The 15,683-nt window shown below is 69.5% G+C and carries 12 protein-coding genes; 3 read left to right on the forward strand and 9 right to left on the reverse strand.

All coding sequences use genetic code 11. The features are described from left to right. Window positions 1-224: 224 nt before the first annotated feature. On the reverse strand, window positions 225-872 hold the full coding sequence (locus B7K20_RS09250) for a response regulator transcription factor (protein WP_084102250.1): 648 nt from the start codon (window positions 870-872) through the stop codon (window positions 225-227). Then, window positions 869-2,236, reverse strand: coding sequence for a sensor histidine kinase (locus B7K20_RS09255; RefSeq protein ID WP_159449379.1), 1,368 nt, complete (start codon window positions 2,234-2,236; stop codon window positions 869-871). Before B7K20_RS09255 ends, B7K20_RS09250 begins: the two co-directional genes overlap by 4 nt. 210 nt (window positions 2,237-2,446) lie before the next feature. On the opposite strand from B7K20_RS09255, the gene B7K20_RS09260 reads away from it, so the two are divergent. After that, window positions 2,447-4,648: an MMPL family transporter gene (locus tag B7K20_RS09260; RefSeq protein ID WP_084102252.1), complete on the forward strand. Its 2,202-nt coding sequence runs from the start codon at window positions 2,447-2,449 to the stop codon at window positions 4,646-4,648. Window positions 4,649-4,651: 3 nt separating this feature from the next. Here the strand turns inward: B7K20_RS09260 and B7K20_RS09265 are convergent, their stop codons facing one another. The 7 genes from B7K20_RS09265 to B7K20_RS09295 form a co-directional block, all read right to left on the reverse strand. After that, the gene (locus tag B7K20_RS09265) at window positions 4,652-5,605 is read right to left on the reverse strand and encodes an L-lactate dehydrogenase (RefSeq protein ID WP_084102253.1); all 954 of its coding nucleotides are present in this window, start codon (window positions 5,603-5,605) and stop codon (window positions 4,652-4,654) included. Between the two features lie 174 nt (window positions 5,606-5,779). Further along, the gene (locus B7K20_RS09270) at window positions 5,780-6,424 is read right to left on the reverse strand and encodes a hypothetical protein (RefSeq protein WP_084102254.1); all 645 of its coding nucleotides are present in this window, start codon (window positions 6,422-6,424) and stop codon (window positions 5,780-5,782) included. A 116-nt stretch (window positions 6,425-6,540) separates the two neighbouring features. Beyond that, window positions 6,541-7,584 carry an isopenicillin N synthase family oxygenase gene (locus B7K20_RS09275; protein ID WP_084102255.1) on the reverse strand — a complete coding sequence of 348 codons (1,044 nt, stop codon included), beginning with the start codon at window positions 7,582-7,584 and terminating at the stop codon, window positions 6,541-6,543. A 125-nt stretch (window positions 7,585-7,709) separates the two neighbouring features. Next, window positions 7,710-10,343 (reverse strand): DNA helicase PcrA, encoded by a 2,634-nt coding sequence (pcrA, locus tag B7K20_RS09280; protein ID WP_084102256.1) that lies wholly within the window; start codon window positions 10,341-10,343, stop codon window positions 7,710-7,712. Between the two features lie 74 nt (window positions 10,344-10,417). Continuing rightward, complete coding sequence (locus B7K20_RS09285) at window positions 10,418-11,524, reverse strand: GGDEF domain-containing protein (RefSeq protein ID WP_144018622.1); 1,107 nt, start codon at window positions 11,522-11,524, stop codon at window positions 10,418-10,420. Window positions 11,525-11,603: 79 nt separating this feature from the next. Further along, on the reverse strand, window positions 11,604-12,254 hold the full coding sequence (locus B7K20_RS09290) for a response regulator transcription factor (protein ID WP_084102258.1): 651 nt from the start codon (window positions 12,252-12,254) through the stop codon (window positions 11,604-11,606). Further along, the gene (locus B7K20_RS09295) at window positions 12,254-13,273 is read right to left on the reverse strand and encodes a sensor histidine kinase (RefSeq protein WP_084102259.1); all 1,020 of its coding nucleotides are present in this window, start codon (window positions 13,271-13,273) and stop codon (window positions 12,254-12,256) included. Before B7K20_RS09295 ends, B7K20_RS09290 begins: the two co-directional genes overlap by 1 nt. A gap of 190 nt (window positions 13,274-13,463) precedes the next feature. Between B7K20_RS09295 and B7K20_RS09300 the strand changes: the two genes are divergently transcribed. Both B7K20_RS09300 and B7K20_RS09305 read left to right on the forward strand, forming a co-directional pair. Next, window positions 13,464-15,161 carry a PspC domain-containing protein gene (locus tag B7K20_RS09300; protein WP_084102260.1) on the forward strand — a complete coding sequence of 566 codons (1,698 nt, stop codon included), beginning with the start codon at window positions 13,464-13,466 and terminating at the stop codon, window positions 15,159-15,161. Beyond that, on the forward strand, window positions 15,158-15,616 hold the full coding sequence (locus B7K20_RS09305) for a hypothetical protein (protein ID WP_084102261.1): 459 nt from the start codon (window positions 15,158-15,160) through the stop codon (window positions 15,614-15,616). The genes B7K20_RS09300 and B7K20_RS09305 overlap by 4 nt, the downstream gene beginning before the upstream one ends. Window positions 15,617-15,683 lie beyond the last annotated feature (67 nt).

Raw genomic sequence — 15,683 nt, forward strand, 5'->3', positions numbered from 1 at the left:
ACGATACCGGCTCGCTGTTACCGAGAAGTGACGGATATCCGGGGTTGTGCCGGTGAAGATTCGTGATTCTTGACGCCGCGCGCGGCACGCGTCCCCCGCCCGTCCCTCCCCTCCCTGCGCGAAATGGCTCCATCTCGCTGTTCTAGGCGCTTAGAGAAGCGAAATCTCACCGCGGGGGCGGGCCGCGGGGGCGGGCATGAACAGGCAGCGGCCGATGCCGTGGTTTAGAGGTCGGCCGCGTCACCCGGGCGCACAAAGCCCGCTTCGTAGGCGACGATCACGGCCTGGGTGCGGTCGCGCACCCCGAGCTTGGTGAGGATGGAGGCGACGTGCGACTTCACGGTCTCGAGTGAGACGAACAGCGCGCTCGCGATCTCTTGGTTCGACAGTCCCCGCGCCAGCAGCCGCAGCACGTCCTGCTCGCGGTCCGTAAGTTCGGGCATCGCGCGCTCCGCGGGCGCCGCAAAGCGTTCGATCACCGTGCGGGTGGACGCGGGGAAGAGCAACGACTCCCCGGTCGCGACCACCCGGACCGCCTCGATCAGTTCCGTGGGCGGCACTCGCTTCAGCACGAACCCGGAGGCCCCGGCGCGCATCGCCTCGAACACGTACTCGTCGACCTCGAACGTCGTCAGCACCAGGACCCGCGTATCGCAGCCCTCCTCGAGGATGCGACGCGTCGCGGCCAACCCATCCAGGCCCGGCATGCGAACGTCCATCAGCACCACGTCGGGCCGGTGTTCGAAGGCTCGGGCGATGGCGTCTTCGCCGTCGCCTGCCTCGGCCACCACCTCCCACCCGTCGACGGAGGTGAGGATCGCGCGCAGCCCCATACGCACCAGCGGATCGTCGTCGACGATGAGGATTCTCACGCGCTCACCTTCTCGCGCATCGCACCCCAAGGAGCGCAATACTCCGTTGCCGTGAGGGACACCTCGAGCGGGAGGAGCGCAAGCACCTCGAACCCGCCGTCGTGGGTGCGGCCGGTATGACTCACCCCGCCCAGAAGTGCCGCCCGGTCGCGAATACCCGCGAGCCCGCGTCCCATTCCCCCGCGTCCCGGCACCGCGGTTCCGGGACCGTTCGACACCTGCAGGCCCACGGCATCGGCCACCCGCTCGACTCTGACCGCGATGACGGCCCCCGGGGCGTGCTTGGCGGCATTGGTGATGGCCTCACGGATCACGGCATAGACGGTGCGAGAGACGGGCTTGGGCGCGTCGTCCATCCTCAGGTCCGCCTCAACGGTGAGGCCGGCCGCGCGAGCTGCGGCGACAAGTGCGGGCAGTTGCGGCATTCCCGGCAGCGGCGCGCGCGGCTCCGAGTCGTCACCCCTCAGAGCCGCAATGATGCGGTCCAGCTCGCCCATCGCCGCACGGCCGCGCTCCTCGATGTTGCGCAGCGCCTGGCGCGCGAACTCGGGATCGGAGTCGAAGACGTGCGCGCCAGCGCCCGCCTGAACGATGTTCATCGTGATCATGTGGCCGATCGAGTCGTGAAGTTCCTGGTCGATCCTCACCTGGGTCTCGGCGAGCTCGGCCCGAGCCGTGGCGCGTGCCACCGTCTCCGCGGCGCACGGCCCCAGGGCCCACCGCGCTAGGGGTTGGTGCAGGCACGAGTAGTGGTGAGAGATCCAGGAGAACATCGGCACCGCGAACGCCACCACCGGTGTGCCCACGAGTGTCCAGAACACCACCGTGTCGACGATGGCGACCGCGGTCGGCTCGTCCGCCCCGGGCCCCGGCACGATTCCCACCGCATAGCCCACGGCGATGAGCCATGCGGCGACAAGACTCACCGGCACCACGATCGCCGCCACCGCGAGCGCGAAGCCCACCGGCCCCAGCACACTGCGCATCATGATCCACGCGAGGATCCGCCAGCCGTTGGTGTCGTGCAGGAGTGCGTGCCCCCAGCGGCCCGCGCCCGCCATCGTCATCGGTTCCCCCGGCTCGTGGAGGCGATAGCCACGCGGTCCCGGCTCACCGACCTCGGCATCGAGGGCGGCGTTCGCGAGGCGGCGCTCTAATGCTCCCAGCGGGCGCAACGTCCACTGCATGAAGGCCAGCACCACGACACCGACCCAGACGATCACGAGCGCGAGGCCCACGGCGTACAGCGTCACCGCGTACGTGAACCACAGTATTCCGAGCGGCAGGCCAATGAGCAGGTATGACACCTCACGCCAGGTCCGGACAGACCAGGTGTTCGCGAAGTAGTGGCCGAGAGCGCGCATAGGGACCATCGTGCCCGGTGCGGCCCCGTCTCGCCCACGCTCGCGCGGACGTTTTGTGACTCCCTCCCATGGGGGACGCGGCCCGGATGCGTGCCCCTCTCGCGGCAACCTCGAATCCCCCGGAGCCCCGGCACGAATGGCTCGCAGGCGTGCTGACCATCCCTGGGCCGCCTTTCTAGCGTCGAGGTGTCCCTATCGACAGGAGCAGACATGAGTCCCCAGGGCATCACCGGGCGCCTCGCCCACACCGCGGCCACCCGGCCGTGGCTCACCGTATCCGTCTGGGTCGTGGCGATCGCCGCTGCGGCCTACGCCGCGTCAGGCCTCGGCGACGCGCTCACCCAGGACGATCGCATCCAGGTCGCCACACAGTCCGACGCAGCGGCCGCGCTTGTCGCCGCACACGAAGAGACGACGGCCGATGCCGTGGGCGCCTCAGAGGCGACCGTCGAGACCGTCGTGGTCGCCTCCGACGGCGAGCGCTTTGGTTCGCCCGCATTCTCGGACGCGCTCGCGGTGCTCGCGCGCGCCCTCGATGCAGTCGACGGCGTCGAGGGCGTCGCAGAGCCGTCGCCCGAGGCTGGCTCCGTCGCACCCGATGGCTCCTCTGCCCTCATCACCGCCGCGGTCACCGCTGACGAGGACGGCGAGGTGGTCGACGCCATGCTCACGGCGCTCGAGGAGGCGACACCCGCGGGATTCGACGTCTCCGTCGCGGGAGAGGCGACGGGCGAGGTCATGTTCGACTCGCTCGCGGAGGAGGGCCTGGTACGCGGCGAGGCCATCGGTGTCGCCGTCGCACTCGTCATCCTGGTGGGCGTCTTCGGCGCGCTCCTCGCTGCAGGCATCCCCCTCGTCGTCGCGATCGCCGCGATCGTCATGGCCGTCGGCGCCACGGCCATCGTGGGTCAAAGCTTCGAGTTGTCGTTCTTTGTCGTGAACATGATCACGATGATGGGCCTCGCCCTCGGCATCGACTACTCGCTGGTGATGGTGCAACGCTTCCGCGAAGAGCTGGCGGCGGGCCGCGACGTAGTGGATGCCGTGACGGTGGCGGCAGGCACCGCCAACCGCGCGGTCCTGTTCTCCGGCATCACCGTCGTCATCTCCCTGATGGGTCTCCTACTCGTGCCGTCGACCATCATGCGCTCGCTCGGTGCGGGCGCGATCCTGGTCGCCGTGATGGCTGTGGCCGCGTCGCTCACTCTGCTGCCAGCCATCCTGCGGCTGCTGGGCCACCGCGTCAACGCCGGCCGCCTGCCGGGCCGCCACCCGGACGCCGAGCCGCGCGCGTGGCGCGCCGTTGCGCGGACCGTGAGCGCCCGCCCCGGCGCATGGGCCGTCGGCGGCCTGGTGATTCTGGGGCTCCTTGCCGCACCCGCGACGCAGATGCGCATGGCGTTCCCCGGCCTCGACTCGCTACCCGAGGACAACTCGCTGCGCGTCGCGGCCCAGACCCTTGCGGACGAGTACGGGCTGGGCCAGGGCGCGACCGTGATCGCCGTGGACGGCGGCGCCGACACTCGGGCGGCCGTCGAGGAGATCGCTTCACGCGTCAGCGCGGATCCCGCCTTCGCCGATGCCACGGTGACCTACGTGGGCGACGACGCCATCGTCGCCTCGACGGAACTGCTCGATGCGGCCGATCCGGAGGCGGACGCGGCCGTTGCGCGCCTGCGCGACACGGTCGTGCCAGCGGCACTCGAGGGCACGGACGCCACCGCGTACGTGGGCGGCGACCAGGCCGAGGCGGTGGACTTCACCGACGTCATCCGCGACGCCACGCCCTGGGTGCTGCTCACCGTCCTGGGCGCGAGCTGTGTGCTCCTACTGGTTGCATTCCGCTCGGTGGTGGTGCCCGCGATGGCGATCGCGCTCAACCTGCTGTCGACCGCGGCGGCATTCGGCATGCTCGTCGCGGTCTTCCAGTGGGGCTGGGGCGGCGCGCTCCTGGGCTTCCCCCAGGTCGACGGCATCGCGCCGTGGATCCCTCTGTTCCTCTTCGCGGTCCTCTTCGGCCTCTCGATGGACTATCACGTGTTCCTCCTGAGCCGCATCAAGGAGCGTCACGACGCCGGAGCACCCACGCGGGAGGCCGTCGCATACGGCCTGTCCCGCACCGGCTCCCTCATCACGGGTGCGGCGCTCATCATGGTCGCGGTGTTCGCGGGCTTCGCGTTGGGCGACCTCGCGGAGTTCTCCCAGATGGGCTTCGGGCTCGCCGCGGCCGTCATCCTCGACGCGACCGTGGTCCGCTCGATCCTCGTGCCCGCGCTCATGACCCTGCTGGGCCAGCGCAACTGGTCCCTGCCCCGCTGGCTTGAGTGGCTACCGCAGGTGAGGATCGAGGCCCAGCCGGCCGCGGCATCGGCCGCCCGCGCCGACGACGAACGCGAGCCCGCGCTCGTCTAGCGGCTACGCGACCCCGAACTGGTTAGCCACGTCCTTGATGGACTGGGCGGAGGCGAGCAGGGCTGCCGTCTCCGCCTCGTCCATCGGGACGGTCGCGTGGTGCTCGATGCCGTGGCGGCCCACCACCGACGGCAGCGACATGCACACCTCGCCCACCCCTGGGTAGTCGATGAGGGTCGACACGGGCATGATGCGGCGCTGGTCACCCAGCACCGCCTCGACGATGCGGGCACCGGCGGCGCCGACCGCGTAGTTGGTCGCGCCCTTGCCCTCGATGATGGTGTACGCGGAGCGCATCACGTCGTGGTGGATCTGCTCACGCTTCTCCGGGGTCATCACGATCTGGCCCTCGCGATCGCGCCACTCGGTCAGCAACTGTCCACCGATCGAGGCGGAGGACCACAGCGCGACCTCGGAGTCGCCGTGCTCACCGGCGATATAGGCGTGGACGTTGCCGACGGCGACGTCGCAGACCGCGGCAATCTGGTGGCGCAGGCGCGAGGTGTCGAGCGCCGTGCCCGAGCCGAACATCTGCGCGGGATCCATCCCGGACTTCTTGATCGCCGCGTACGTGACCACATCGACGGGGTTGGTGACGAGGATGTAGATCGCGTCCGGCGCGACCTTCAGCAGCGGTGGCAACACCTTGTCCATGAGCGAAATGGTCGCGCCGGCCAGGTCCATGCGGGACTGACCGGGCTGCTGCTTGGCGCCAGCCGTGATGACCACCACGTCGGACCCGCGGACGACCTCGACGTCGTCCGAGCCCAGCACCGTCGCCTCGGGCATGAACTGGATGCCCTGGGCGAGGTCAAGCGCCTCCGCCTCGACCTTCGCCTTGTTGATGTCATACAGCGCCACCGTGCGGGCAAAACCGCGCATCAGGCCTGCATACGCGAGGGTCGCACCCACGGCGCCCGCGCCAATGATCGACACCTTCGAGGTCTTGGATTCCATGGCTTCCTCCCGAGTCGCGGTTCCGCGGTCAGCCTATAGGGCCGATGCCGTGGCGGGGCGGTCGTGCCCACCCGCCTTCCGCGCGGCCCGCGTCACGAAGTGACGGTCGTTGAGCCGACACGCCGCGCGCGACGAACGTCAGCCCGGCGTGTCGTCCGGATCACCGTCACTTCGTCACGAGGTGCCAGACGTGGCCGGGCGGGTCTCGATGCACAGGTCACCCGCGGCGATCTCCTCTGCGGGCACGTTGAGGTTTCCGCCCCAGCGCTGCTCGATGAAGTACTGCGCGCCCGCGCACCACCGGTCGCCGAGCACGAACGCCGAGCCCAGGGACAGACGTTCGCCGGTGTATGTGAAGGACTGCCCGCCGGGCGCGAGGTCGTCGAGGGCGAGAGCGTCCGCCCAAGGCACGAGCGACCACCCGTCCCCGCCGCAGCGCCGCTCGGGCTCTCCCGACCCGAGGTCAACCAGTGCCTCTTCGTCGGTCTCGATGGGCAGGTCGCAGTTGGGGTCAAAGACGAGCGCACCACCCGTCAGCACGATGTCGTCGTCGCACGTGTCGGTCGCGGCGGTGGTGATCGTGGGGTCGGTCAAGGTCACCTCGACGCGGGTCAGCCCCCACAGATCGAGAAGGGGGGCACGTCCCGACGACTCCAGGTCGGCCTCTAGGGTGATGGCACCGCAGCCATCCTGGGCCGCCACCGCGGTCTGCGACACCGGCGTGACGGCATCCCCGACCGCGCGGGCCGGCACGACCGTCAGCGCCCCGAGCACGGCGACGGCTGCCAGGCCAATGACCGTCTTGACCCACCACGCCATGTGCTCCCCCTCGGTGGCGCGCTTTGCGCCTGGGGGAAAACTACTGCCCACGAGGGTCCGTGCGCCACAGCGCGACCCGAGGTGAGCGGGCGGTGTGCCGTGTCAGCCGCGACGCGTCAGCGCTCGCTCGCGAGCACGCGCGCCGATTCTCGCTCAGCGCTGAGGTTACGCACGCCCGCACGCGAGCCCGCGAGCTTGGCCGCGATGTGCTCGCCCACGGTGATGGGCTCGTAGAGATCCGGGTGTTCAGCATCCACGCAGGACGGCAAAGTACTGATGACCGTGTCGACGTTGCCGTCGTGGAAGAACGCGGCGCTGCGGCGGCGCTCGATGGTCCCGTCGACCACGGGCGGCTTCACACGGTGCAGCGTGGACATCCATCGCTCGTTCGTCAGGCGCGCGGTGACGTCGCCGAGGTTGATGAGCATCGCACCTTCGTCGGGTTGGACATCGTTCCAGCGGCCCTCGGTGTCGAGCACCTGCAGACCCTTGATGCGGTCGGCCCACAGCACCGTCACGATGCCAAAATCGGTGTGCTCACCCATGCCTGTCAGGTCGCCGTCCAGTTCGACGTTGGTGCCCGGCGGCAGGGCGTAGTTATTCATCCGCAGCACGTCGAGCGAGTGGTCGCAGCGCTCCTCGAAGAACTCCGGCGCGAGGCCCAGCGCGTCCGCGAAGATCCGCGTCATGGTGCGGGCCACCCGGGCGGCCTCGCCAAAGTACGTCCAGACCTGGGACTCGAAGCCGGGCACGTCGGGCCAGACGTTGTCCGCGTAATCCACGGGCGACAGGTCCACCGCATCCGGGTAGTCCGCAGCCGTGGCGCCCACATTGAAGGCCTCGAAGAAGTCGTTCATGCGCGTCGCCGACTCGACCCCCAGCGACAGGCTCAGCGACTCCGACTTGGGAGGCGAGTACCCGCGATTGATCTCCGGCGGCGTGCGGTAGCCCTTCTTGTCGTCGAGGTCGAGCCCAAAGAAGCCGTCCATCGCCGCGGCCAGGCCATCCGTCACCGGACCCGGAATGCCGTGGCCATGAATCTGCATGAACCCCACGGTGCGGCACGCGTGGTCGACCGCGGCGGCGACCGCGGCCCGCTCCTCGGCGGTTCCTCCCTGGACGTAGGGAGTGATGTCGATGGCGGGAACCTCGAAGGCCATGGGCAGTCCTCTCGCGACGGCGCAGCACTCGACGGCACCACACGCACCGTCTCACTCGGATGCTAGCCAGGCGCCTGTTTCATGCGCATGACCGCCGTCGCACGCCACCGGCGACGAGGGACCGACTACAGCTTCTCCAGCGAGTTGAACCGGAGCACTAGGCGCTTCACGCCCTCGGAACCGAAGTCGACTTTGGCCACGGCGTTGCGGCCCGAGCCCTCGGTCCCGACCACCTTGCCCATGCCGAACTTGTCGCTCATCACGCGATCGCCCACCTCGAACTCGCTGTCGCCACCGGCGCCGCCGGGCGGGCTGGGCGGCACGTAGCGCGAGGTGACGGCCCCGGCGCGCGCGTAGGTGTTGCCGTCCGCGCGGTCCTGGTTGCCGCCGTAGCCACCCGAGCCGCCGCCGAAGCCGCCCCACGAGCCGCCGCGGCTGGTGCCGCGATCCGACTTCGCCCTGAGCGACGCCATCGACTGCTGGGCGATCTTCCACTCGATGAGTTCGGCGGGGATCTCCTCGGTGAAACGCGACGCACCAAAGTACTGCGGCGCGCCCCAGCTGGAGCGCATCTGAGCGCGAGTGAGGTACAGCTTCTGGCGCGCGCGGGTCAGGCCCACGTACGCGAGGCGCCGCTCCTCCTCCATGTCTTTGGTCTCGCCGGACTCGATGGAGCGCATGTGCGGGAAGGTGCCGTCCTCCATACCGGTGAGGAAGACGACGGGGAACTCGAGGCCCTTCGCGGTGTGCAGCGTCATCATGGTGACCACGCCGCCCGTGCCGTCCTCGTCGGGCAGCTGGTCGGCATCGGCCACGAGCGCGACCTTCTCGAGGAAGTCCTCGAGCGTGCCCTCGGGGTTTTCCTCGGAGAACTCGCGGCCCACCGCGACGAGCTCCATGATGTTCTCCACGCGGCTCGCGTCCTGCGGATCCTCGGAGTTGCGGTACGCGGTGAGCATCCCGGAACGGTCGGCGATCGCGTCCAGCACACCCGCGGGGCCGTTGTCCGCCGCGATCGCACGCAGGTCGTCCATGAGCGACACGAAGTCGCCGATCGCGCGCACCGCGCGCGTCTGCAAGCCGGCCTCGCCCGCCCGGCGAAGCGCGTCGCCAAAGCTGACCGACGCATCGGCCGTCGTCAACTCACGCCGCAAGGCGTCGATGCCCTCGACGGCCGTGTCGCCAATGGCGCGGCGCGGGGTGTTGATGATGCGCCGCATCGCGATGTCGTCGTCCTCGTTCACCACCGCGGAGAGGTAGGCCAACATGTCCTTGATCTCCTTGCGGTCGTAGAAGCGCGTGCCTCCGATGACCTTGTAGGGGATCTCGGCACGCATGAAGCGCTCCTCGAGCGCGCGGGACTGCGCGTTGGCGCGGTACATGATCGCGATGTCGCCCTCGGAGTAGTCGCCCGCGTCGATGAGACGGCGGATCTCGCCCGCGATGTACTGCGCCTCGTCCTGCTCGGATTCGCCCGCGTAGCCCTCGATCTTGGCGCCGGCGCCCGAGTCGGTCCACAGATTCTTGGGCCTGCGCCCCTCGTTGTTTTTGATCACCGCGTTGGCGGCGCTGAGGATGTTCTGCGTGGAGCGGTAGTTCTGCTCCAGGCGCACGATGTGCGCGGCCGGGTAGTCGGCCTCGAACTCCAGGATGTTGCGGATGGTCGCGCCGCGGAAGGCGTAGATCGACTGGTCGGCGTCACCCACGACGGTGAGTTCGCCGGGCGGCAGTTCGGGGTCGCCGGGCTTGCCGATGAGCTCGCGCACCAGGATGTATTGCGCGTGGTTGGTGTCCTGGTACTCGTCGACCAGCACGTGGCGGAAGCGCTCGCGGTACGCGCGCGCCACCTGCGGGTTCTCTTGCAACAGGCGCACGGTGCGCACGATGATGTCGTCGAAGTCGACGGCGTTGGCAGCCTCGAGCCGGCGCTGATACTCCGCATAGGCGCGTCCCGCGGCGTGGTCGATCGAGAATTTCGACGCGTTCTCCGTGGCCGCAAGCGCCTCCAGGGGGCTGACCAGCTCGTCCTTGAACTTGCCGATGCGGTTCAGCAGCGCCTTGGGCGTGAACTTCTTGACATCGATGTTCAGCTCCTTGGCCACGAGCTTCATGAGGTTCGCGGAGTCGGTCTGGTCGTAGATCGAGAAGCTGGACTTCAGCCCGGCGGCCTTGTGGTCGGCACGCAGAATCCGCACGCACGCCGAGTGGAAGGTCGACACCCACATGCGCCGCGCATCCGGCCCCACAAGGTTCTCAACGCGCTCGCGCATCTCCCCCGCGGCCTTGTTGGTGAACGTAATCGCGAGGATCTGGTGCGGCCGCGCGCGGCCGGTGGCGAGCAGGTAGGCGATGCGATGGGTCAGCACGCGCGTCTTGCCCGAGCCGGCGCCGGCCATGATCAGCAGCGCCTCGCCAGCGTGCTCGACGGCCTCTGCCTGGGAGGGGTTGAGGCCCTCCACCAGGGCCGATGCGTCCATCGCCGGGGCGGGGGCACCCCAGTCGTCATAGGCCGGGCGATTGTTGGCGGCCGATGCCATGGCCGGGTTCGGCTGCGCCGGCACCTGGTCCGTGGTCGGCTCGGTGGGGGGCGTCCAAGCCTCCTCCGGCATGGGCTCATCCTCCGGCTCCGGCTCGGGGCCGGGCTCCCAGGCGGGCTCGAGGTCCTCAGCCCACGCGTCGCGGGCAGGCGCCGGTTCGCTCACGCGCGCCTGGGCGGGCTTGATGGGGTCCGGGCCGTCGAGTTCGAAGAGCGCATCCATGACCCGAAAAGTCTAGGCGCTGCGAGTGACATCGGCGCCCGCCTGTGGACACCGCGGCACGTCACGCGCCAAGGCTACGCGCTGCGCATTGGCGCGGCGCTGACCCGGTCGCGTCCACCTCGCTTGGCCCGATACAGAGCGTCGTCGGCATCGGCCAGCGCGTCGCTGATCGCCGTGCCGGGATAGCGATGCGCGATCCCCACCGACAATGTCACATCGATGGTGGTGTCGCCGACGTCGATCGGCTCCTGGCGGACCGAACGCACCAGCTGCTGCGCTAACGGCTCGAGTTCGATGTCGCCGTGGCGAGTGATCGCGAGGAACTCATCGCCGCCCCACCGCGAAACGACGCACTGGCGCCCCAGCGACTCCTCGATCCTTGCTGCGACGGCACTGATCACCGCGTCGCCGATCTCGTGCCCCCAGGTGTCGTTCGTGGCTTTGAAAAGGTCGATATCGATGAGCGCCACCGCGGCATGGCGGGCCGGGTCGCTCGCGACCGCCTCGAGCTCACGCAGTGCGGGTCGACGGTTTCCGATGCCCGTGAGCTCGTCAGTGTTGGCCCGCCGCTCGCCTTGCGCGACGAGCTGCACGAGTTGCTGCTCGAGCTTGGCCGTACGCAACAAGATCATGCTGATCGCGGCCAGCACGAGGGCGGTTCCGCCCAGCCGCATGCCGACGGCCATGGCGGAAAATGCCTGGTCGTCCTCTGCTACGACCCCACTGCCTGGCGGCGCGACGATCTCGCTCGCGATGATCGCGACGATGACGGCACCACAGAAGACGAGCCGAACGACGACAAGGCGATCGGGCAGAGCCGCCAAGGTCAGGAAGCCCACTGCCAAGAACAAGAATTGCACGCCCGAACTCACCGAAAAGGCCACAGCAAAGGGGACGAGGCACACGAGTGTGGTCGCCAGGAAGGTCACCGCAGCGCCAACGATATGGCCGCGCACGGCTGCCACCAGGGCGCCGATGAACACCGGTATCGACAGCGCTCCCAGCACGGCGAAGAATTCCCAATGCTCTGGGCGCCATGCCAGGAAGAACCCCGCATAGAAGACCGACGACACCACGCAGAACGCCGCGAGTCCCACGACCACGACAGGACTCGGCGTTCCACGCCTGTCACGTCCCGCGGGGAAGCGGCTCGGGTGCCGCAAGCGCTCATTGAAGGTCATCTTGCCCACATGTTAAGCGAGCACGAGCCGCGGCCAGAGGGCGCAATTCAGGACATTTGCGTCATTTCAGGCAGGACCTTTAGACGATCCTGCGCTGCGCCGCCCAGTGGGCGAGCTCGTGACGGTTGGACAGCTGTAGCTTGTGCAGCACCTTGCCCACGTGAGTTTCGACCGTCTTGATCGAGATGAAGAGCTTCTCGCCCACCTCGCGATAGGTATAGCCGCGGGCGATTAAACGCATGACCTCCTGCTCGCGGGCGGTGAGCTGGTCGAGCTCGTCATCTGCCACGGCCACCTCTCCCCCCGCGGCCCCGAAGGCGTCCAAGACGAACCCAGCGAGCCGCGGCGAGAACACGGCGTCACCGCCGGCGACCCTTCGCACCGCATCGGACAGGTCGGGGCCGGAGATCGACTTGGTGACGTAGCCGCGAGCGCCGGCGCGGATGACGGACACCACGTCCTCGGCGGAATCGGACACGCTCAGCGCCAACACGCGCGTGCCGTCCACACGCCCCTTGATCTCGGCGAGCACATCGAGCGCGCCAGCGCCCGTCCCACCCGGCAGGTGCACATCCAGGATGACGACGTCGGGTCGGTGCGCCAGGATCGCCGCCACCGCCGACTCGACATCGCGCGCCTCACCCACGACCTCGATGGACTCGTCGAGAGACTCGCGCACTCCCACACGAATCACGTCGTGGTCGTCGACAATCACCACGGAGACGGACATCAGGACTCCCTTCGGGGGACGGAGATGGTGACCTCGGTGCGGCCGCCGGGCGACGAATGGATCTCGGCGTGGCCGCCGTGACGCTCCACGCGCCCAATGATGGACTGACGGATCCCCAGCCTGTCGTCGGGGATCGCGGCCGGGTCGAATCCCGGGCCGCCGTCACGCACGAACACCTCGAAGGCGTTCGCCGTGAGCTCGGCGTAGACCGAGATGGGTCCGGTGCCGTGGCGGGCGGCGTTCTTGGCCGCCTCGCGGGTGGCGGCGACGGCCGCCCGGAGGTCGGGCGTGAGCGGCGCGTCTCCCACGCTCACGGTGTCGACCACCACGGAGTGCGCGTCCTCGATCTCGCCGATCGCCTCCGCCACCGCCGTCGCCACCGAGGCATCGGGGTCCCGCCGTTCGCCGTAGAGATAGGCGCGCAGGTCGCGTTCCTGGGCGCGGGCCAGGCGCGCGACCGCATCGGGATCCGCGGCTCGCGCACGGATGAGCGTGAGGGTCTGCAGCACCGAATCGTGCAGGTGCGCGGCGATCTCCGCGCGCTCGTGCTCGCGGATGCGTGCCTGACGCTCGATAGACACCTGGCGGATGGCGCGCAGCCACCACGGCGCGAGCATCAGGCCCAGGCCCACGATCACCACCACGGTGGTCACGATCGAGCGCACCCACATGCGGTCGCTGTAATCCCACAGCGCGAACCACCACAGCGCGGTGATGCCGAGCGTCACCCCCACCACCAGGCGCCACAGGTCATCGCGCCTGAACAGCCCGGACACGTCCAGCCGCCACGCGTCCTGCCCGAAGGCGCCGTCGAGCGGGCTCCACGTGAGGCCCAGCGAGAGCAGGAACAGCACCAGCGGGATGAGCCATCCGGGCAGGTCCTCGCCGCCCCAGCGGTCGAACGCGAGCACGCCCGCGATCACCAGCAGCGCCACGCCGCCGAGGGCACGCCACCACACGGGCGCATTGCGGCGCCGCTGGAGGGGGCGGGCGACCCGGGGGGCCGGTGCTGTGGTCACGGCACCATCGTCACACAGCCGAGCGCACGCAAGCAGGGGTTTTCCCTGATCTCAGGGTGGCTCCGGCGCGAAGTTCAGGGTGCGGATCAGGGCGTTCCCTCATAGCGGTAGGCCGCGTGGCCTTGCGACAGTGGAGACATGATCGGGCGCCGCCTGGGCGCCCACAACGAGACTCGGTACAAGGAGTGACATGAGCGAGACACCGCCGCCCCCCAGGGAGGCCGGGTTCTTCACCGCGATCCGCGGCTGGAACATCCAGCGCGGCGACCGCATCCTGGGCGGCGTCGCCTCGGGACTCGGCGCCCGCATCGGCATGGCGCCGGTCCCCGCCCGCCTCCTCATGGTGGTCGCGGGCATCCTGCTTAACGGCCTGGTACTGCTCGCCTATGCCGCGGCGTGGGGCCTGCTTCCCGACCGTCGCGGCGCGATCGTCATCCAGGACTTCGGCCGCGGCGTCACCAACGTGGGCGCACTCATCGGCATCGCCGTCATGGGCATCCTCGGGTTCGTGACGCTCGATAACGGCGGGCTGTTCGGCGGCGTCTTTGGCGGCGACCCGTTCCCGTGGGACAACGTCCAGAGCTTCGGGCCGTTCGAGATCGTCGCGGCCTTCTTCGCGGTGACGATCCCGCTCGCACTCCTGGGCGGCCTGGTCTTCCTCATCGTGTACCTGGTGCGTCGCAATAACCGCGGCTCGGTACCTCCCGGCACGCCAGGTTCGACCACGTGGTCGAGCGCCACTCCCGTGGCGCCGTCGGCGGCATCGGCGGCCGATGCCGCGGCTGAGCCCCGTACCGACCAGGCACCAGGCGAGCAGGCCGGCTCTGGCGAGCCCGCCGAACCCAGCGACCAAGCGGAATCCACCGCCCCGCCGGCCCCTTCGGGGCCGCCCGCGCCGACCGGAACCCCCACCGCTGGCGAGGCGCCCGCAAGCCCGGCCACGGCATCGGCCGCACCCTCTGTCGCCTCGACGCCCCAGCCGTGGGAGCCTGCGCTCTTGCCTGGCGATCCCCGCGCGACCGGGGCGCCGCGCGCGACCCACCAGGGCCCCGCGAATCCTCACGGCACGCCGGCATCGGCGTACGCCTGGAACGCCTCGACCGGTCAGCCGACCGCTGCGTACCAGCCGCCGCGTCCCCCCAAGCCGCCGCGTGTGCCGGGACCGGGCAAGGCCGCATGGCTCGCGTTCGCCGGTGTCGCGGTCCTCGCCGTCGCGGCGGTCTTCGCGATCGAGCGTGCCGACCGCCTCGCCATCGACCCCGTGCTCGCCTGGGGCGTGGGCCTCACGATCGGACTCGGCGCGATCCTGGTGGTCGTGGCCCTCAGCGGTAGACGCCTGGGCTTCCTCGGGTTTCTGTCCGTGTGTGCCGTGCTGATCTCGCTGCCGCTTGTCGCCGAGGCGGACGAGCTTCACGACTACTACGCGACCAACCACGACTGGTGGGACGAGCCCTTCGTCGTCGAGGAGTCGAGCGCAGTGGCGTCAGCCGAAGCCGAGGCCGCCCCCGAGCTCGCCGACATTCGCGAGGAGTTCGGCGATGACTACTCCGCCGTCTACCTTTCCGGGACCTGCTACCCGCTGACGGAGGACGACGGCTTCTTTGGTGAGTCCGACTCGCTCGTGCAGTACGCCACCATCGCTGAGGACACCACCGTGACGCTGCGCGGCTACGCGACAGACCTGTATGTGCCGGCGGGCACGTCGCTGTCCGTGGAGAGCGCGGGCGGCCAGACCATCGTGTTCGCCGATCGTGGGATCTACTGCGACACCTGGTCCGACGGGGTCGACTCGACACTCGCGTCGCTGACCAACGCCGACGCTCCCGTCCTCACGCTCGAGGCGAACGACGGAGCCACGCTCTACATCCACGAGGAGGCCTCGCTGTGATCACCACCGCCACCCCCCGCCGCCGCGCGGGCCAACGCATCGCCTCCGCCCTGTGGGGCCTGCTCGTCATCGGCGCCGGCGTCACGATGGCCGTGGCCTTCTCCGGCTACGAGATCGACCTTGAGCTCGCCGCGATCATCGCCCTCACCGCGGTGGGCGGCTGGCTGATCCTCTCGGCGGCGCTCAGCAGCATCGGCCGCTCGCGCGAGGTGCGCGCGGCAACCGCACCCGTCGCGGAGGACACGTACTCCGCCCCCTCCGAGCCGACCCCCACCGAGGTGATCTTTGCGGAGGCATCGACCCCGAAAGCCCCCGCCACCGACAGTGCGAACCAGGACGAGCCCCGACACGCCGAGCCGACCGACGCATCGGCCACCGAGGACGGCGTGTCGGACGCGGATCCGGTTCAAAGTGTCGGCGAGGACCGCAAGGACCCGGACGCCAAGCGCGACTGACCACCGCTATCGGTTTGGCCCACGCCTGAGACGCGTGAGGCGCGTGTGACAGTTCTCCACTGTCACA

The organism is Demequina sp. NBRC 110051, from assembly GCF_002090055.1.
Classification (GTDB): domain Bacteria; phylum Actinomycetota; class Actinomycetes; order Actinomycetales; family Demequinaceae; genus Demequina.

Bases quoted from the DNA above. Each gene is read 5' to 3' on its own strand.
- B7K20_RS09290 (WP_084102258.1), bottom strand. From the start codon at position 12,254: ATGTCCGTCTCCGTGGTGATTGTCGACGACCACGACGTGATTCGTGTG.
- B7K20_RS09260 (WP_084102252.1), top strand. From the start codon at position 2,447: ATGAGTCCCCAGGGCATCACCGGGCGCCTCGCCCACACCGCGGCCACC.
- B7K20_RS09285 (WP_144018622.1), bottom strand. From the start codon at position 11,524: ATGACCTTCAATGAGCGCTTGCGGCACCCGAGCCGCTTCCCCGCGGGA.
- B7K20_RS09265 (WP_084102253.1), bottom strand. From the start codon at position 5,605: ATGGAATCCAAGACCTCGAAGGTGTCGATCATTGGCGCGGGCGCCGTG.
- B7K20_RS09255 (WP_159449379.1), bottom strand. From the start codon at position 2,236: ATGCGCGCTCTCGGCCACTACTTCGCGAACACCTGGTCTGTCCGGACC.
- B7K20_RS09300 (WP_084102260.1), top strand. From the start codon at position 13,464: ATGAGCGAGACACCGCCGCCCCCCAGGGAGGCCGGGTTCTTCACCGCG.
- pcrA (WP_084102256.1), bottom strand. From the start codon at position 10,343: ATGGATGCGCTCTTCGAACTCGACGGCCCGGACCCCATCAAGCCCGCC.
- B7K20_RS09275 (WP_084102255.1), bottom strand. From the start codon at position 7,584: ATGGCCTTCGAGGTTCCCGCCATCGACATCACTCCCTACGTCCAGGGA.
- B7K20_RS09270 (WP_084102254.1), bottom strand. From the start codon at position 6,424: ATGGCGTGGTGGGTCAAGACGGTCATTGGCCTGGCAGCCGTCGCCGTG.